Source organism: Bacillus tuaregi (assembly GCF_900104575.1).
Classification (GTDB): Bacteria; Bacillota; Bacilli; order Bacillales; family Cytobacillaceae; genus Bacillus_BD; species Bacillus_BD tuaregi.
Map to the genome: position 1 here is coordinate 2,407,426 of NZ_LT629731.1, position 19,012 is coordinate 2,426,437.

General features: G+C 38.4%; 14 protein-coding genes. 4 read left to right on the plus strand and 10 right to left on the minus strand.

Features of this window, described 5'->3' with window-relative positions; all coding sequences use genetic code 11:
* The first annotated feature begins 32 nt into the window (after positions 1-32).
* Complete coding sequence (locus tag BQ5321_RS13810) at positions 33-236, plus strand: hypothetical protein (RefSeq protein ID WP_071395028.1); 204 nt, start codon at positions 33-35, stop codon at positions 234-236.
* 88 nt (positions 237-324) lie between these two features.
* On the opposite strand, the gene BQ5321_RS13815 is transcribed toward BQ5321_RS13810, so the two are convergent.
* Together BQ5321_RS13815 and BQ5321_RS13820 are read right to left on the minus strand one after the other, a co-directional pair.
* Positions 325-2,565, minus strand: a complete 2,241-nt coding sequence (locus BQ5321_RS13815; RefSeq protein ID WP_071395029.1) for an ATP-binding cassette domain-containing protein — start codon at positions 2,563-2,565, stop codon at positions 325-327.
* Between the two features lie 295 nt (positions 2,566-2,860).
* On the minus strand, positions 2,861-3,229 hold the full coding sequence (locus BQ5321_RS13820) for a PH domain-containing protein (RefSeq protein WP_071395030.1): 369 nt from the start codon (positions 3,227-3,229) through the stop codon (positions 2,861-2,863).
* A 196-nt stretch (positions 3,230-3,425) separates the two neighbouring features.
* Here BQ5321_RS13820 and BQ5321_RS13825 point away from each other — a divergent pair, with 196 nt between their 5' ends.
* The gene (locus tag BQ5321_RS13825) at positions 3,426-4,568 is read left to right on the plus strand and encodes an SLC13 family permease (protein ID WP_071395031.1); all 1,143 of its coding nucleotides are present in this window, start codon (positions 3,426-3,428) and stop codon (positions 4,566-4,568) included.
* Positions 4,569-4,638: 70 nt separating this feature from the next.
* Here BQ5321_RS13825 and BQ5321_RS13830 read toward each other — a convergent pair whose 3' ends face one another.
* The 3 genes from BQ5321_RS13830 to BQ5321_RS13840 form a co-directional block, all read right to left on the minus strand.
* Positions 4,639-5,826, minus strand: coding sequence for a TVP38/TMEM64 family protein (locus BQ5321_RS13830; protein ID WP_187143745.1), 1,188 nt, complete (start codon positions 5,824-5,826; stop codon positions 4,639-4,641).
* 56 nt (positions 5,827-5,882) lie between these two features.
* Positions 5,883-6,569 carry a YdjY domain-containing protein gene (locus BQ5321_RS13835; RefSeq protein ID WP_071395032.1) on the minus strand — a complete coding sequence of 229 codons (687 nt, stop codon included), beginning with the start codon at positions 6,567-6,569 and terminating at the stop codon, positions 5,883-5,885.
* Positions 6,570-7,084: 515 nt separating this feature from the next.
* Positions 7,085-9,718 carry a penicillin-binding protein 1A gene (locus BQ5321_RS13840; protein WP_071395033.1) on the minus strand — a complete coding sequence of 878 codons (2,634 nt, stop codon included), beginning with the start codon at positions 9,716-9,718 and terminating at the stop codon, positions 7,085-7,087.
* Positions 9,719-10,077: 359 nt separating this feature from the next.
* Here BQ5321_RS13840 and BQ5321_RS13845 point away from each other — a divergent pair, with 359 nt between their 5' ends.
* Entirely contained in the window at positions 10,078-10,773 is a 696-nt protein-coding gene (locus tag BQ5321_RS13845; RefSeq protein ID WP_071395034.1) for an FHA domain-containing protein, read from the plus strand.
* A 172-nt stretch (positions 10,774-10,945) separates the two neighbouring features.
* Here the strand turns inward: BQ5321_RS13845 and BQ5321_RS13850 are convergent, their stop codons facing one another.
* Both BQ5321_RS13850 and BQ5321_RS13855 read right to left on the minus strand, forming a co-directional pair.
* Positions 10,946-11,929: a 4Fe-4S dicluster domain-containing protein gene (locus BQ5321_RS13850; protein WP_071395035.1), complete on the minus strand. Its 984-nt coding sequence runs from the start codon at positions 11,927-11,929 to the stop codon at positions 10,946-10,948.
* Between the two features lie 5 nt (positions 11,930-11,934).
* Entirely contained in the window at positions 11,935-12,414 is a 480-nt protein-coding gene (locus BQ5321_RS13855; protein WP_071395036.1) for a MarR family winged helix-turn-helix transcriptional regulator, read from the minus strand.
* A gap of 226 nt (positions 12,415-12,640) precedes the next feature.
* Here BQ5321_RS13855 and BQ5321_RS13860 point away from each other — a divergent pair, with 226 nt between their 5' ends.
* Positions 12,641-13,408 (plus strand): TSUP family transporter, encoded by a 768-nt coding sequence (locus BQ5321_RS13860; protein ID WP_071395037.1) that lies wholly within the window; start codon positions 12,641-12,643, stop codon positions 13,406-13,408.
* Positions 13,409-13,542: 134 nt separating this feature from the next.
* Here the strand turns inward: BQ5321_RS13860 and BQ5321_RS13865 are convergent, their stop codons facing one another.
* The 3 genes from BQ5321_RS13865 to parE form a co-directional block, all read right to left on the minus strand.
* A complete protein-coding gene (locus BQ5321_RS13865) occupies positions 13,543-14,346 on the minus strand; it encodes a hypothetical protein (RefSeq protein WP_071395038.1) in 804 nt (267 codons plus the stop codon).
* A 104-nt stretch (positions 14,347-14,450) separates the two neighbouring features.
* Positions 14,451-16,898 carry a DNA topoisomerase IV subunit A gene (parC, locus tag BQ5321_RS13870; RefSeq protein ID WP_071395039.1) on the minus strand — a complete coding sequence of 816 codons (2,448 nt, stop codon included), beginning with the start codon at positions 16,896-16,898 and terminating at the stop codon, positions 14,451-14,453.
* Positions 16,895-18,874, minus strand: coding sequence for a DNA topoisomerase IV subunit B (parE, locus tag BQ5321_RS13875; RefSeq protein ID WP_071395040.1), 1,980 nt, complete (start codon positions 18,872-18,874; stop codon positions 16,895-16,897). Before parE ends, parC begins: the two co-directional genes overlap by 4 nt.
* Positions 18,875-19,012: the final 138 nt, after the last annotated feature.

Here is a 19,012-nt window from a genome sequence, read left to right on the forward strand (position 1 = left end):
AATTGAATAAAAAAAGTAATGAGGTGTTTTTCTTGAAAGAAATAATGAATGTTCTTAGTTTATTGCTTATCATCCAAGGTGTTGGCGGGTTGATTAACCATCTCACTAATGGAAGCAAAAGCTGGTTTATAGTCAATTATATTGATGCTTTTCAAGGGTTCGAAATCGTAATAGATATTATTTTTATCATAATTGGCCTAATCATCGGTTTGGCCTCACGTAAAGTCGATAAATAAGCCCCCAAAAAAACCAATACAGAGTTGATAAAATTCTCGCGCTGTATTGGTTTTTATTTGATTTAATTATACACAGCATGTACCCATTCTAAATATACTTCGCAGTTACCGAACAATCACAACTCTTTAGACCTTCTGGCGGACCTTCATATAGGATTTCTCCACCGCCTGTACCGCCATCAGGACCTAAATCAATGATCCAATCGCTGTTTCGAATGACGTCAAGGTGATGCTCAATGACAATGACGGTATTGCCCTTTTTCACTAATTGATCGATAATGTGCAGTATGTTCGAGACATCTGATAAATGCAATCCAGTGGTGGGTTCATCTAATATATAGATATTGCCCTTTTTATTTAATTCCTTTGCGAGCTTCAGTCTTTGACTTTCTCCCCCAGATAATGTGTTTAGCGGTTGACCTAAGGAAAGATATCCAAGGCCCACAGTATCCATGCTTTTCAGCTGTCTCTTAATGTCCTTTGCTTCAAAAAATTCCAGTGCATCCGCGACAGACATCTCCATAATATCGACAATACTTTTTTCCTTATATAAGTATTGCAATACCTCCTGCTTGTAACGGTTGCCCTTACAATCACTACATTCAATAACGACTTTATCCATAAAAGACATATTAAGCTCAATGGTGCCCGTCCCGCCACAGGTTTCACAGGCTCCCTTTGAGTTATAGCTGAATAACCCACTTTCTACATTATTTGCATCTGCAAAGGCTTTACGAATCGAATTCATAATGCCGGAAAAGGTTGCCGGGTTGGAGCGGATGTTACCATGTACCTGATTTTGGTCAATTCGAATCGATTCTGGAAAATCCTTTGCGAACACTTCATTTACAAGGGTACTTTTACCAGAACCCGCTACACCGGTTACCACCGTAAACACCCCTTTAGGTACGCGCATGCTAATATTTTTTAAATTGTGAAGGCTGCTCTTTTGACTTTCCAAAAACTCGTTCACAGGTCTTGGGTTGGGATTGATGTCCATTTTCTTGTTTAAATACTGAGCAGTGAGCGTATCCGAGGATAGTAGTCCCTCGTAGCTACCACTAAACATAATTCTTCCTCCGCCAGCCCCCGCCTTCGGACCCACATCGATAATATGGTCGGCAATCTGGATTACATCTGGATCATGCTCCACAACTAGTACCGTATTCCCTTTATCACGAAGCTTAACTAATAATTCATTTAAACGATAGACATCCCGTGGATGAAGCCCTGTGCTTGGTTCATCAAATATGTACATTAATCCTGTCAGGTTGCTTGATAGATATTTTACCATTTTAACCCTTTGGGACTCTCCGCCAGATAAGGTCGGCGTTTCCCTTGTTAAGGTTAAATAGCTTAATCCAATATCACAAAGATTTTTGACTCGCTCAATCATTCCATTCAAGATCGGTTTAGCATTTGGTAGATCAAAGGATTGAAGTACATCAATGAGCACATTTAGCTGTATCGCTGTCAGGTCGTAGATGGAGTATCCCTGGATTTTGGAGGACAGTACCTTCTCATTGTAACGAGTTCCATGGCAGCTGAGGCATGTCCCCGTTGTCGTAAATTCTTTCAGCTTCTTTTCAGCAGCTTTAGAGGTATCTTTATCCCGATTGACATTTTGTCGCATAAATCTAAGAGCCAAGCCTTCATATGTAGTATTAATCTCCCCATTCATATAACTGACTGTGACTTTTTCCTCTTCGGCATAGACCAACTTTTCATATTCTTCTTTAGAATAATCTTTGATTTTTTTATCATTATCAAAGAAGCCTGATTCCGCGTAGGCTTTCCATTGCCAGGTGCCAGGTCCAAAGCCGGGAAGTAGAATCGCCCCTTCATTCAAGGACTTTTCCTTATCTAAGGCTGCATCCAAATTTAACGTAATCGTCCTGCCAATCCCTTCACAATCAGGACACATCCCCGTAGGATCATTGAAGGAATAGGCGTTACTAAAGCCTATCTGTGGCTCGGCAAAACGAGAAAATAATAGTCTTAACAAAGAATTTATGTCAGTCACCGTTCCAAGGGTTGATCTTGCATTTCCGCCAAGTCGTTTTTGGTCGACGATAATTGCTGTCGATAGATTATTCATTTCATCTGCTTCTGGCCTTCTATATTTCGGCAGAAATTGACGGGCAAAGCTACTGAAGGTCTCATTTAACTGGCGTCCAGCTTCCTGTGCAATGGTATCAAAAACAATCGATGACTTTCCTGAACCAGATACCCCAGTAAAAATCGTGATTTTCCCCTTTGGGATTTGTACATGAATATTTTTCAGATTATTTTCTCTTCCATTAACGACTTCTATAAATTCCTGTTCCATTCAGCTTCATCTCCTTCTTTAATATTTTCCATAACGTACAATGTAACCAATCCATCGTTATCATTTCAAGTATAGCGGGACATCATTGTACCATGTTCTATCATTCTAATCATGTATTAACAAAAAAGAACAATCAGTTAGTACTAGTAGAATTATGATGGTATAAATATTACAGTGAGATACTAATTTGCTTAATCGCTTTATAAAGTTGAAAAAAATACAAAAAGCAATCCCTGTCGAGTATGGACTCCATTGGGATTGCTTTGTATTCCCTTTTCCAAGTTCATTGTTATCATTACAAAATGGCATTGGCAATTAGCTTATCGAATTTCCTTATATCTACACCTTTTTTTAAATGAATCTTAATATGTCCCGCTCTAGTCCAAAGCTCGACTTCTGCATTCAAATCTAGAAAACTTCCTGCATTTTCTGTAGACCACATGTTGATAGATGCATATGGAAGGGAATAAATCTCGACCTTTTTACCTGTTAAACCTTGTGCATCCCTAACAATTAATCTCTTGTTCGTAAAGATTGCACTATCTCGGATTGTTTTGTAAGCAGCAACGGCCTCTTCCCCATTGACCAATAAATCATCAACATCGTTTGGAATTGGGCATTCAGAAATAAGGGTCCACTCTAATATTCCTTGCGTAGCAGCCATCGAACTTCCTCCTTTTGTAAATTATATTTCTAGTATATCCTATTAGTTCACCAATATCCTTAATTTCCCAATATTAGTTTTTGTTTTTCTCTAACCTATTACATAGTAAACTAATAATCCAATTGACAATCCCTATCTTTGAATTTAATCTAAACATTGGTGTTTATTTATATATTAAGATTGCTGGTGATTGATAGTGCAACAAAATGTTGAAATCCAAAGAAAGCAAAAAATGCATCTAAACCTTGGCATTTTGAAAAAGGATAGAGTGTTCACCCTTTCCCTTTTGTTGGCCTTCGCAAGCTGTTTTGTGCAAACGCCAAAGCTTGAATATATTAATCTTCATGTCATGGTCAGTTTATTTAACCTAATGATTGCCATAAAGGCTCTTGAAGAACTGAAGGTACTGGATAAATTTGCGATTACGATCTTAAATAAAAGTCGTAACAGCCGAACGGTGTCATCTATTCTTATCTCTCTTTGCTTTGTGAGCTCTATGTTCGTGACAAACGATGTGGCTTTACTTACATTTGTTCCGCTTACCCTTATCATTAGTAAAAAAACTGACATTTCTTTATCCGAGACGATTATCCTTCAGACGATTGCGGCCAATATCGGCAGCAGCCTTACACCTATGGGTAATCCACAAAATCTGTTTCTCTTTTCCCATTTTGGTATGAAGGCTTTGGACTTTTTTGCGACCATCCTGCTGATCGCTGCTGTTGGCATCGGTTTGTTGATTATTTTTACAAGTAAACTACCAAAAAGCGAAATAAAAATAGAGCTTCCTTCTATTATTATAGCGAATCGAAAGGAAGCATGGATATGGGGCATCCTATTAGCAGTGATTATCGCTTCCATATTTGGTTTCATCAGCTATCTCCATTCGTTTTTGATTACTGTGATGGCTGCGATTATTCTCAACCGGAAATTATTATTGAAAATTGATTATTTACTGCTCATCACGTTTATCTGCTTTTTTGTTTTTATCGGAAATCTTTCGAGCCTTAAAGCCGTTCATACTGTTGCAAGTGCTGGGCTTCAGGATAGCACGTCAGTGTTTTTCAGTTCGATTTTTCTCAGCCAATTTGTCAGCAATGTTCCGGCAGCCATTCTACTTGCGAACTTTACCGCCGATTGGCGGTCACTGCTGCTTGGTGTAAATATTGGGGGTCTTGGAACCCTTGTTGCATCGCTTGCTAGTGTCATATCTTATAAGCTATTTGTGCAGGCTAAACCGCTTGAAGCAAAGAAATATCTAGTCAAATTTAGTATATATAACCTCGCGTTTTTAATCATTCTGTGTGGTATTCAGTATGCGTTATTTTTATTGTTTTAAGCCATAAAGGAAAAGGTAGTGCGATAAAAGCATTTTCATGCTTTTTATCACACTACCTTTGTTTTCATTATTAAACCATTTCTTCTTTTATCTTACCATTTTGTTTATCTTTATATACTTTCTTTGCCACACCTATTAGAATCGATAAAGCAAACAATGTTAATAATCCAACAAACAATTTCTGAGCTCCACCTGTAAGTGTCCCTCCAACATATGAATACACGAGGGTCGCAGGTAATTGACCTATCCCTGTTGCTAGGAAGAATGACCAAAATCTCATATTCGTTAGACCTGCCGCGTAACTTACAAAATCAAAGGAAACAAACGGTAATAATCTACAAACTAATATGGTACGATTTCCATATTTTTCGAAGAAAACATCTACACTTTCCATTGCACCCTTACTCGTTAGCTTTTCTACAACATCTCTACCTAGTACTCTCGCGATAAAGAAGCATAGTGCAGCCCCCGCCATGGCAGACGCCCAAGAAAGTATGGCTCCTTGCCACCATCCAAATATCGCTGCATTTGAAAGGGTGATGAGGAACGCAGGAATGGGTGCAGCAATAGATTGAAGAACCATAAGTGTAAATGATACGACTATAGCTAATTTACCGTATGAGCGCAAATATTCAATGACGATTTCTGTATCTAGCTTTGATATCGTACTAAATGCATGATTTAATCCATTATTAAGAGAAGGAATGGCAAAGTAGCAAATCATAAAAATAGCGATTCCAACAACGGCAACGATTCTTCCCTGTTTTCTTCTTTTCTTAACTTTTGCCATTTCCTCTGCATCTTGTTCTTCCCTTAAGTCACTTAGTTTTAACTGTTGTGCTTTTAAAGCTTTTCTTTCTTCCTTCGTATATTCCTTTTGGTACTTTCCTATCGTACGTACAATATAGAAGTTCACTAAATTGATTATAATTGCAGCTATAATGAAAATCGGTCGTATCTCTGATACAGGATTTGTGAATCCAAGCGTTTCTTTTGTAATATATAAGAACTGTTGTATTCTTCCTGAAAATAAAGCAATCAGAATAACCGCCAGCTCAAGGTAAAAAAATAAATACTTCCAATCAAGTCTTGTCTTAGCAATAGCGACCATTAGTCCGAAGCCTGTAAAAATAAACATGACTAATCCTAGTCCTAGCATCATTTCCAATGCTACGTTAAAAAACAGCAGCATACAGAACAGATAGCCTAGTGCTATTCCTGCAGTAGTATAGTAAAAAATGAGTCTTAATTTTAACAAGACTTCACCTCCTGAATCATTCTGTAGGAAAAAAATGATACTAAATGTAAGCTATATTATTTTGCAATGGAATAGACTGTAGCGACATAAGTTCCGTCTTCAGGTAGCACCTCTTGATTTCCAGTAAATTCAACTTCTTTCGTATTTTCCACTGCACCATAGGAATAAGCAGAGTTGGATATGATTCCAACTGGGCAGCTGTCAAGACAAGTTAGGCATCCAGTATGTTTTTCCATTGAACGATCATGATTTCCACCAAATTTGAAGGTGATTTTGTTTCCATTGCTATCATTAATTACTTCATTAATATCATATTCCTTATCAGCGCCATTCCAAGTAACCGTTAAATCAATCGGTGTCCCTTCAACTTTAGTTGTTGAGGCATTATCAGGCGTCATGTTGTTTCCTGGCTCAGCACCTATTTCTACAAGTGCATTATAGAAGTCTTCATGCGTTCCATATGATGTAAAGACAGATTTCGCTCCATTCGATCCATCCCTGAATACTGAAGCGTGACGTGTTGCCTCTGTAAAATACTTCCCATTTACTTGAGAAAGAACCGTTACCGTACCGGCCTCTTTGTCAACTTTTATCGGATTTTCTAGTGATACACCACCTACATGATCGGGTGATTTTGCATTCGCTTCACCTGAATTCCCTCCATCGTTAGAGCTACATCCTGCAAATACCATCATGATAATAATTAGTAACACTGAAATGATGGTTTTTTTGTTAAATTTCATTACCTTTTCCTCCTTCATTAATACATCTGATGCAATGTTTCTATTACGAACTTTTTGCTTTTCCGATATTTTGCAAATTATCTAGTTCTCGTTAGATCTTTCCACCTACCTCACCTTTTCATTTTCAATATTTTGTTCAGTTACAATAACAAGATGTTGACTAGAGTCATTTCCTAATGGTCCATATCAATATCGAATACTATGTTACTATAATTACCTCAGACTCTATTATTATAATTATAAAAAATAGCATATAGTGTACATTTTTTCGATAGTTACTGTCATAACTTATCGCTTTTATAGATATCATGTCCAAACCCTTATCTCATCAAGTGTGACTATATGCAAAAAATTCTCCTCTTCACAAAACGTCCATTTATTCCTCTAAATTGAAAAAGCCGAATATACAATACGATGTATCGTTCGGCCTTTTTTCAGTAATTTAGAAATAGTCAGAGATAGTTCTCACGCTTCAGCAAGTAGTGCCTCTAAATATTAGAATGACAACTCTGTTTCTAAGGAGTTTCCTCACGATCATTGTCTGAGGGTATGCTGTTATCTACAGGATTCGTATCACTATGATCCTTTTCTTCAACTGTAACGGAAGTTTGTATGGGTTCACTTTTCCCTGCCTGATTTGATGCTGTTATCGTAAAGACATAGTTACTCCCTGGCTGAGGGCTATTAAGTATAGCCTGTAATTGTGAGGTTGAGGCTAACGTTCGCGTATGACCATTAACAGAATAGGTAATGGTATATTGGACATTTTTAGTAGCATCCTGGTTGGAAGCCCAACTAATCACAATTACATTTGTGCTTTTATCATAAATTGCTTGTACATTACTTGGGCTATTAGGAGCTTCCTCTTTTTCCCCAACCGTTATGGATGTTGAAGTTGGGTTACTTTTTGTATCTTCGGAAACAGCAACAATAGTAAAGGTATATTCTTTTCCTTTTTCCGGACTTTGTAACACAGCCTGTAGCTCACTTGTTGATGTTAATATTATCGTATCTCCTCCATCTGCTATATAAGAGATATCAAATGTTAGGTCTGAATGATCATTAGATGCATACGTCCAAGATAATAAAATACTATCTGAAGCTTCGTCATATTGGGCGGATACATTCGTTGGTTCATTGGGCTTAGGCGCCTTCGGCTTTTCTCCACCTATTACATAGTATTCATTCCCTGATTTCGCCACACTTTTTGGTTGTTTGAACTTTTCAGAACTCGTTGCTGTCTTTGACAGAATCGCTTGAAAGATTAACTTTGAAAAATTCTCACTCGTGCTGTTTAAATAGTCGTGAGCTGATGTTGTTTTACCATAGCCTGTCCAGACGGCTCCCGTATATTGCGGAGTATAGCCTACAAACCAAGCATCCTTTACTGCATTGCCTGGTAAGCCGTATTTTGCTTCTGTTTGTTTATCAAAGTTTGTTGTTCCCGTTTTTCCGGCAAGGTCTAGATTTGGAATATTCGCCTGCTTCCCCGTACCTGAATCGACAGCGGTACGAAGCATATCAGTAATGAGGAAGGCCGTGTAATCCTCCATCACCTTATTCTTCTCAGGTTCGAGATTTTGCTCGATTCCATCCTGATAGATAATTTTTGTCACCGTATGTGGTTCAACATAGTAACCGCCATTCCCAAAGGCAGCATATGCACCAGCCATCACAACCGGTGAGGCAGCGTCAATGCCGCCAATGGCGTTGGCTTCATTAACTTTTTGCTCGTCGGTAATCGGAAATCCCAGACTTCTGGCAAAATCAGTGGCATCGTCCACCCCTACTGCTTGAAAGGCCTTTAATGCGGGAATATTTCTCGACCATGCTAGATGATCCCGAATGCTCCTATTTCCGGCATATTTACGATTGGCATTTCGAATTGGAGTTCCATTTGCATACTGATATTCCTCATCCTTTAACAGATGTCCAGTCGACCATTTATGATTGTCAATCGCTGGTCCATAATCAAGAATCGGCTTTATTGTTGACCCCGGCTGCCGTTTCATCATCGTTGCAAAGTTATATCCACCGTTTTGATAATTTCTACCTCCACCAATCGCTTTAATTGCTCCGGTTTGTGTATCTGTTATGACAACAGCAGACTGCAGGTTATCATGATCTGGAAAACTGACATAGTTATTGGTTGAAAGCACATCCTCCGTAATTTGTTGAATTTCCGGGTCAATGGTTGTATAGATTTCCAGGCCGTCTTCAAAAATATTGGTATCTGTTTTTACCTGTACCTCTTTGATAACAGTATTAACAAAAGCTTGATAGTGATTGGTCTTTGGCATTTGAATATTCAGAGTCTCTTCAATCGGGGTGCTTTGCGCTTCCGTCATTTCCGATTTTGAAAGATATCCATGCCGATTCATATATTGAAGCACCATATTTCTTCTTTTTTCAGCTTTCTCTAAATTATCATCCTCGGTTGGTATGTATCGGTTTGGACTTTGGGGAATCCCAGCTAATAGTGCGGCCTGCTCAAGTGTTAGCTGGTCAAGCTCATCAGGACCTAATCCAAAGAAACGCTCTGCCGCTTTGGCTACGCCATATACATCCCCGCCATATAAATTTTTATTAAAATACATTTCTAATATTTGATCTTTGGAAAATCGTCTCTCTAATTGAAGTGCTAAATACCATTCTTGGATTTTCCTTGTCGGTGTTTGTTCAATCGATAAAAAGGAATTTTTCACAAGCTGCTGGGTAATCGTACTACCCCCGCCCCCCTCAAAGGAACCAGAAGTGATGATGTTAAAAATCGCTACTAAGGTGCGTTTCACATCGATTCCATGATGCTTATAGAAACGAGCATCCTCTGTGGCAATCACCGCATCCTTCAATACGTCCGGTATCTGTTCCACCTTCACAGCATCCCGTTTTTCTGTGCCAATTTCAGCAATAATCGTCTTTTCATCACTAGCATATAACGTGGATGATAAAGGTGCCTTTAACAACGTTTCATCAAACTTCGGCGCATCTTTGATAATCCATAAGAATGCTCCTGCTCCAATAATAAACATCAAAGTACCAATGACAAAGGTAGTGTATAACATTTTTTTCCAAACTCTTTTTTGGGACTTTGGTTGTTGCTTTTTTACTTTTTTCCTTCGCTCCATGCGTGATTCATTTTCAGCCATATTCTTCTCTGCTAAGTAGATAAACAACCATGATAAATTTGTTGATCTACACGCTATTACTAGCAGAATTTTCACCTCTTTTATTAGATTCAAGTAATCCTTGTGAAAGTTAGCTCTATTACCCTGGATGGAGTCCCAAAACCATAGAAAGTCTATTTTTAGGAATTAAAGTAATCACTGTTCGTTTTATTGCTTTTTTATATTTCACTTTTCAATCCTCCTTATTCATTATAAGATGAGATGGACAAGGGTAATTCAGTATATAAACTATAGTAAATGAACAGCTAACCAATCAATGGAATGATAATGATAAATGACTAATAAAATAGAATTAGAATGATTATGTTTAGGAGAATCTTATGAAACCATTAGCCTATTTAATTGTGGAAAGTGGCTCCCCTTTTGAAAAAGGTGCCTTTATTCCAATAAATCGTCCGCAAATGATTGTCGGTCGAAGGGGCAGTAATTGGCAGCCCGATATTTCCTTTCACAATATTTTTGTTTCAAGAAGACACTTTTCCATTTCCTTAGAAAATGACATATATTTCATTAAGGATTTAAATAGTAAGCATGGTACATTTGTGAATAATCAACCATTAATCCCAAATGAGGAATTTATTCTTAAAAATTCAGCAGAAATTTCTATCGCAAATAAGCTGATAAAAATGAGTTTTTCAACATCAAATATTGAGCAGACAGCTGATATCGTTCCGACCGTTCAAATGTGTAATTGGGTCAATAGCTTTGCTTTAGACCCTTTAAAACAAGAAATGTCCATTCAAGGAAATGCTTATGTATTTACGGACAAAGAATTTAAATGCATCGAACTGCTTTTATCAAGGAGCAACCAATTCGTAGCTATTGATGAATTGAAAAGCAGTGTCTGGAAGGAACGGACACAAATGGTAGGAGAACTTCCAGATGTCAGCTCGGATGAGGTAAACGCATTAATCTACCGAGTTCGAAAAAAAACACGGGACATCATTCAAATTGAAAATATAAGAGGAAAAGGATACATTCTTTCATTCAACAAAATCACTGGACTTATCGGGTGATTACGTATTGTAAACGATAGACTTTTATCGAGGCGTTCACTGTTGTTTTCGTTTAGTGGTCATTCTTTTGTGATTGAAGGAAGTATTTCATTTTGCGAAAGAATCACAGCAGAGGATCATTCTAATGTCTCTGCTGTTCCTTTTATTCATGTTAATCGATATACCATCTTCTTTAATTTTTCTGAGTCCTCCCTTTTCTATTAACAAATCTATCATGTACAATACTGTAATTGATTTTTGTAAATGTACACTCTTTCACACAAACAGTGCATCCCTGCTGGGAAACAAAAATGGGCAAGCATTTTTCTCTGTTGATATGCGTTTTTCGTCCTGATTGATGTTCAATAGGTTCTTCATAAATAGCCTGGGATGGACATTTCCTAATACATTTTCCACAGTTTTCACAAAAATCACCTATCCAGGAATGGTAATTCTTTTCTGAGAGAGGTAGATTTTCAATGTTAACAAAAATAGCGGCAATTCTTTGTGAGGCGCCAAATTGTGGCGTGATTAATAGTCCATGTCTTCCACACCAGCCAAGCCCTGCCTCAACAGCAAGCGGAGGATATACGACCAATCCCCCAAGCGGATGACTGGCCTGTGCTTGAAACCCCATTATTCTCAACTGCTCGGTTAATAAATTCGTAGTCTTTCCTAGCGTATCATATGTAGACATGACCATTTTAAAGGTGTCTAAGCTTGGTGCCTTCATGACCGCCTCTTTATTCATTTCCATGATGAGAACAATCGCAGTATCATATAAAACAGCCCGGTCTTTAAAAATCAAATGATGCGGAAGCTTTGTATATCCAATTGCACCTATCCCATTCTCTTTAGCCATTGCTTCAAATTGTTTTAATTCAAGGTCATCAATGATGGTTTTGCCTCTAGCCGGATTATTAGAAAGGGATTTTATTGCCTTATTTCCTTCCTTAATACTCGAGCTTAGGCTTGGTCCTACAATAGGGATATTCTTGATGCTAAAAGGAACCTCTTTCCCGCTTGGAATTTTGTCAGGGTTTGGCCAGCTCTTTTCCGGTGAATCCTCTACAGAGTGAAAGACGCCATCTAATTTTTCAACTGAACGCTCTAGCTCAAACCAATTAGACACTTTATGCTTTATTTTCTTTAAGATGATTTTTTCAACTACATTCATTCTTATCACTCCTTATCAGTGGAAATGCTGTTGAGGTTCAAGAATACTTTTCTAAGGACACTCTTCGCCATGTCAATCTCCTCCTGCTCGATTCCTTCCGTAGCTTCTTTCATGAGCTGTATAACAATCGGAATGATGATGGAACGAATCCGCTTCCCTTCTTCAGTTAAGTGCACATTGTAGTTTCGGCGATCATTTTCATCTGTTTTCTTGATTACATAGGATTTGTTCATCAAACCACCAAGTAAACGGGTGACTCGTGTCTTGTCCTTCAATGTTTTTTCAACTAATTCTGTTTGGGGAATCCCATCACTTTCCCAAAGCCTGCTGAGTAATGCAAACTCTTCAGGCGTAAGCTCTAACCCTGCCTCCTTAAGAGCAAGGTGCAGACGCTTTTTAACAATAATAGCCGCTCTATTTATAATCGAACCCAATGCATCTTCAATGAGGAAATGACTGATGTTGAAGTCCTGTTCATCGCTCATATTACTCACACCTTCTTTTATACTATAGTTATATAATAGATTAATTAGTTGCTAATAGCAACTAATTGCCTAAAAAAGGTGGTAGTTGGATTTTTCATCATTTTTATAAGATACCATTTATAATTGGCACCATCCACATATCGTATTCTTTACTTATAATTACTATTTACATATAACAATTATTTCGCTACGATTCTAATAGTTACAACATGAGAGGCTGATATGTATGTTTTTTGATTTAGACCCATCGTTATTATTGATTTTGCTTGTTTTTGGCTTTTTAGCAGCATTTATAGATTCGGTTGTTGGTGGTGGCGGGCTTATTACATTACCTGCTTTATTATTTACTGGATTGAATCCAGCTGGAGCCGTTGCTACTAATAAATTAGCGTCGACTATCGGTTCTTTAACGAGTACATTCATATTTTATCGTTCCGGAAAAATTGATATGAAATCAGTGATTAAGCTATTTCCTCTCTCTTTTGTCGGATCGTTGCTTGGTGCATGGACCGTTCATAGGATGAACCCTGATGTGCTAAAGCCATTGATGCTCGTTATGCTTGGTGCAGTGGCTATTTATACGATTTTCAAGAAGGATTGGGGCAGTATTTCCACTCCGAAAAAGCTATCCATTCGTCACTTCATCATTTTTCTGGCAGCCATTTTGGCGATTGGCTTCTATGATGGTTTTCTAGGACCTGGGACAGGTTCGTTTTTAATATTTTCTTTTTTATTAATTGGAAATGACTTCTTAAAGGCTGCGGGGAATGCGAAATTTTTAAACTTCAGCAGCAATGTGGCTGGATTATTGATGTTTATGTTTTTAGGGCAAGTGAATTACACGTATGGGTTGATCATGGGACTAGCCCAGCTTGCCGGTGCGATTTGCGGCTCAAAATTTGCAATTAAACGAGGTAGCAGCTATGTTCGTGCCTTGTTTATTACCGTCACCTGTTTATTGTTAGCGAAAAATATCTATGATTACATGCTTTAATATATAAACTTGACAATGCTAGTGAGGCAAAGGATTATCCCTTACGATTTTGGATTACTAGAAATCCTTTTGTATCAAGGAAAGGTTGAGACACTCCCTTCCTTGATAGGACTTCACTAGGTTTGTATACGCTTTTATCTCTTTTTCTTTGCTTTCTTATTTCTTTCAATCACCTTTGTATCTAATAGCTTCCAGCCATTTTCTTCGTAAACCCATTTTGATTCAACAAAGGCAATTCCATCAGCATGGTATGCCCCGCTTATTTGCTGAATACCTTTTAATCCATATACACCGTCCTTAACTAAGATTGGCTTTAATGAACCATAGGGATCAACCATGAGCTCTCTAGGCTCATTAAGCTTACCATTCAAATATAATCCTAATTGGTCATAATCCTCTTTCCTATTAATCAAGTTAAAATCATAGGATTGGCCTGTATTATCAATCGTCATAACCGCTTTATAACCATCCTGGAATTCACTTGTAATCATAAGCGGATCAGGTACCGCGATATTAGTTAAAGTAAAATCCTTAAAGGTATATAAAAAATGATTAGCAATTCCACCGCTGCTACCTGTTGGAATGGTGATATACAGGTCGACTAGTCCATCATGATTTAAATCCACAAACTTAAGTTCTGGATCAAAGCCACTGTCTAATTCAGCTGTATAGGTTTCCCCATTAGAGCCCTTAATAACAAGATTGATTTCCTTTAAATACGAGCTATCTTCTTCAAATTGGATTCCGTTAATTTCAATGATATCTGCCTTTCCATCACCTGAAATGTCCATTTCTTCCTTCACTAAGTTCATAGGCTTTTCAACAGGACTCTCAACAGGAATCTGATTCCTGTCTCCTTCTACCGCATAAGCACCTGTAATCGCATTCAATGACAGAAAAAACAGTGCTAATAAAACCAACCCGAATTCTTTTTTCATCCTTACTCCTCCTTCGTGGTGGATTCTATTAGCTATTGTGTCCAAAATTGGTAAAAAGATGTAAAAAACCCCCCTGAATTTTTTCAGGAGGTTTTAATCTAGTATTATTTTTCTTCAGCTTCTGTTTTTTCCTTATGTTCATGCGTCCAAATGGCTTTTGCTTTTCCATTCTGCTCCATATCATAAAGGAAGGAACCATTGGAATAACGGTCATTAAACCTCAGTCCAGATGCATTTGTTTGTTCAATAATCCCTTTTTCAGTTTCCACAAAAATTTCATCCTGTTCGTTGACAAAGACAAACCCAATTACATAATGTGGATTTGTTTTCAGCTCTCTTAATATCACAACTCCACGTTTGGCACGAGAGGCTATTTCAAATTCAGTTAATTTCATTTTTTTTATGGAACCACGCTGAGTGATAATGACAACAGCCGGTTGCTGATCACTATTCTTAATCTTACCAGCGGTCACATAGTCACCGTCTTTAAGATTAATTCCTTTAACACCGGCGGCACGAATACCGATTGGGCTAATTTCCTCTTCCTTAAACCAAAGGGCATAGCCATAATAGGTGGTTAAGAAGAGCTCTTTTGACCCATCTGTAACATGCACATCAATCACTTCATCGTCATTCTTTAGATTGATAGCGACAAGGGCCTTGGAACGGCGCTGTGCATGATATTGCTTTAGCTCAGTTTTCTTAACCATACCATTTTTCGTTACGAATAAAAGATAGGCTTCTTTTTCAAAATCCTTAACAGGTACGGCTGCAATAATCGCTTCATTACGATCAATTGGGATAATATTGGCTACATGCTGGCCAACATCCTTCCATCGAATATCCGGAAGCTCATGAACTGGACAGAATAAGTAATTGCCTTTATTCGTAAATAGTAAAAGAACATCTGTTGTATTCATTTCCAGCTTGGAAATCAGCCTATCTGAATCCTTCATGCCAAAATCCTGACCATTTGAAGCAGCGTACGAACGCTGGCTTGTACGTTTAACATAGCCTTCTTTTGTAACTGTCACAATCACATCTTCACTTGCTATCAATACTTCTAGATTAATTTTTATTTCTTCGATTTCCGCTTCGATTTTCGTTCTTCTCGTATCGATAAATCGTTTTTGGACATCCTTTAATTCCTTCTTTATGACAGATAAAAGCTTTTTCTCACTGTTCAGAATAGCGGTTAACTCTTCAATAAGCTTAGCCAATTCTTCTGCTTCTGCTTTTAAAGCGGTAATATCTGTATTGGTTAAACGATAGAGTTGTAGAGAAACAATCGCTTCAGCCTGTGGCTCACTAAACTGAAATTTGGCCATCAAATTGTTTTTGGCGTCCCGCTTATCCTTTGAAGCACGAATAGTGGCAATCACTTCATCTAAAATGGATAAGGCCTTCATTAAACCTTCTACAATATGGGAACGATCTCTTGCTTTTAAAAGATCAAACTCAGAGCGTCTTGTCACAACCTCTTTACGGTGATTAATATATGCATCAAGCATTTCACGGAGTCCCATTAGTTTTGGACGCTTATTATGAATCGCCACCATATTGAAATGATAGGTAATTTGCAGGTCACTATTCTTAAAAAGGTAGTTTAGAATCCCTTCCGCATCCGCATCTTTTTTCAGCTCAATGACAATCCTTAGACCTGTTCGATCGGTTTCATCCCGTACCTCTGCAATACCCTCAACCTTTCGATCCAGGCGAAATTCATCGATTCGTTTAACTAAATTAGCTTTGTTTACCTCATAAGGAATTTCAGTAATCACGATTTGCTGTTTCCCACCGCGAATCGTTTCAAATTCTGTTTTTCCGCGAACAATGACCTTGCCTTTTCCCGTTTCGTAGGCTTTTTTTATTCCATCAACACCCTGAATAATACCGCCGGTCGGAAAATCAGGTCCTTTGACAAATTCCATTAATTCATCTACTGAACACGCTGGCTTATCCATACGATAAATCACGGCATCTATGACTTCACCTAAATGATGAGGAGGAATTTCTGTTGCATAACCAGCAGATATTCCGGTTGACCCATTCACGAGCAGATTCGGGAATGCGGCCGGTAATACTGTTGGTTCGTTTGCTGTATCATCAAAATTTGGCACTAAATCAACTGTACGTTTATCAATATCACGTAGCAGCTCTGATGAAATAGCGGACAACCTAGCTTCTGTATAACGCATCGCTGCAGGAGGGTCCCCATCAATACTACCGTTATTTCCATGCATTTCGATTAATACATTCCGTACCTTCCAATCCTGACTCATCCTTACCATCGCTTCATAAACAGAAGAATCACCATGTGGGTGATAGTTACCGATTACGTTCCCGACCGTCTTGGCAGATTTTCGGAAGTGCTTATCATGGGTATTCCCTTCTACATGCATTGCATAAAGAATCCGGCGCTGAACGGGCTTTAATCCATCTCGCGCATCAGGAAGGGCACGGTCTTGAATAATATATTTACTATAGCGGCCAAAGCGGTCTCCAATTACCTCTTCTAAAGGTAAATCATGATATTTTTCCACTGAACTCACGATGGATCAACCTCCCCTAAGACCGAAATGTTCTCATTTTCAAGAATACTGCCATCTTCCTCCAAACCAAACGCCACATTGGATTCAATCCATTTACGACGTGGTTCAACCTTATCACCCATTAGTGTCGTTACTCTTCGCTCTGCACGTGCCAAGTCATCTATTCGGACACGGATTAAGGTTCTTGTCTCTGGATTCATCGTCGTATCCCAAAGCTGATCAGCATTCATTTCACCTAATCCTTTATAACGCTGTAGAATATACCCTTTACCGACTTTTTTAATCGTATCCTGCAGGTCATCATCACTCCAGGCATATTTAATGACTTCTTTCTTTCCGGCGCCCTTGCTTACCTTATAAAGCGGCGGCAGGGCAATATATACTTTACCAGCCTCTATTAGTGGCTTCATATAACGATAAAAGAAGGTTAATAGAAGCACCTGAATATGGGCCCCATCCGTATCAGCATCCGTCATAATAATGACCTTATCATAATTGACATCTTCAACTTGAAAATCGGCCCCGACACCAGCACCAATAGTATGAATAATCGTATTAATTTCTTCATTTTTGAAGATATCTGACAGCTTTGCTTTTTCAGTATTAATCACCTTACCTCGTAGTGGTAAAACGGCCTGAAAACGGCGATCACGCCCCTGCTTCGCTGATCCTCCGGCAGAATCTCCCTCTACTAGATACAATTCATTTTTTTGTGGATTCCTTGATTGGGCAGGTGTTAATTTTCCTGAAAGCAGCGCCTCTGAACGTTTTCTTTTCTTGCCGCTCCTCGCTTCCTCGCGTGCTTTACGAGCCGCTTCTCTAGCTTGAAAGGCTTTAATGGATTTCTTAACCAGTAAAGTGCTAATATCAGGATTTTCTTCAAGAAAATAAGTTAGATTCTCGGAAATCACTGCATCCACCGCAGAACGAGCCTCACTTGTACCGAGTTTTCCCTTCGTCTGACCTTCAAATTGCAGCATTTCTTCTGGAATACGTACCGAGATGACCGCTGAGAATCCTTCTCTTATGTCAGAGCCATCTAAATTCTTTTCTTTTTCCTTTAGTAGACTTACTTTCCGAGCATAATCATTAACCGAGCGAGTTAAGGCTGTCCGTAATCCGACTTCATGTGTACCGCCATCCTTTGTTCGAACATTATTAACAAATGACAATACATTTTCGGAGTAGCCATCATTAAATTGGAAAGCAAAATCAACTTCTATTCCATTTTGTTCCCCTTCAAAGCTAATGACAGGATGAAGAATATCTTTCTCCTCATTCAAATATTGTACAAAGGCTTCTAGTCCATTTTCAAAATGAAAAACATCGTGGAATTCGTTCCGTTCATCTATAACTTCTATTTTTACACCTTTTAATAAAAAAGATGATTCACGAAGGCGTTCGCAGAGTGTTTCATAATTAAAGGTTGTGGTTGAAAAAATGGATGGATCAGGTTTGAAGTGGATAGTAGTCCCTGTTTGATTTGTTTTCCCTTTTTTCTCTAATGTAGTGACAGGCTTGCCACCATTCTCGAAGCGCTGCTCATAAATAAAACCATCGCGCTTAATTTTCACAACAAGCCACTCTGATAAAGCATTAACAACGGAAGCACCAACACCATGTAAACCTCCGCTTGTCTTATATCCGCCCTGTCCAAACTTACCACCTGCATGGAGAATGGTTAAGATAACCTCTGGCGTTGGCTTACCAATCTTATGCATTCCAGTCGGCATTCCCCGTCCCTTGTCCTGGACACTGATTGAATTATCCTTGTGTATTTTGACAATAATATGATCACCATAACCGGCTAACACTTCATCTACTGAATTATCTACAATTTCATATACGAGATGATGCAGCCCTCTTGAATCCGTACTTCCGATGTACATACCCGGGCGTTTACGGACAGCCTCAAGCCCTTCTAAGACTTGTATGGCATCATCATTATAATCAAATGCCGCTTGATTTCTTGCCACGAACATTCCCCTTTCATTACAATTCAAAGACCCAATAACGTATCTTCACTGTTTACTCTTTATTCGTTTGTTTGATCTTTTAAGTTTCTTTTGTTCTAAATGGTATTCTCTTTTTATTAGGATTTTCCTCTTATACAT

What these genes read in the sequence shown, in the direction of transcription:
- BQ5321_RS13815 (WP_071395029.1), bottom strand. Translation starts at nt 2,565, where the DNA reads ATGGAACAGGAATTTATAGAAGTCGTTAATGGAAGAGAAAATAATCTG.
- BQ5321_RS13820 (WP_071395030.1), bottom strand. Translation starts at nt 3,229, where the DNA reads ATGGCTGCTACGCAAGGAATATTAGAGTGGACCCTTATTTCTGAATGC.
- BQ5321_RS13835 (WP_071395032.1), bottom strand. Translation starts at nt 6,569, where the DNA reads ATGAAATTTAACAAAAAAACCATCATTTCAGTGTTACTAATTATTATC.
- BQ5321_RS13840 (WP_071395033.1), bottom strand. Translation starts at nt 9,718, where the DNA reads ATGGCTGAAAATGAATCACGCATGGAGCGAAGGAAAAAAGTAAAAAAG.
- BQ5321_RS13845 (WP_071395034.1), top strand. Translation starts at nt 10,078, where the DNA reads ATGAAACCATTAGCCTATTTAATTGTGGAAAGTGGCTCCCCTTTTGAA.
- BQ5321_RS13850 (WP_071395035.1), bottom strand. Translation starts at nt 11,929, where the DNA reads ATGAATGTAGTTGAAAAAATCATCTTAAAGAAAATAAAGCATAAAGTG.
- BQ5321_RS13855 (WP_071395036.1), bottom strand. Translation starts at nt 12,414, where the DNA reads ATGAGCGATGAACAGGACTTCAACATCAGTCATTTCCTCATTGAAGAT.
- BQ5321_RS13860 (WP_071395037.1), top strand. Translation starts at nt 12,641, where the DNA reads ATGTTTTTTGATTTAGACCCATCGTTATTATTGATTTTGCTTGTTTTT.
- BQ5321_RS13865 (WP_071395038.1), bottom strand. Translation starts at nt 14,346, where the DNA reads ATGAAAAAAGAATTCGGGTTGGTTTTATTAGCACTGTTTTTTCTGTCA.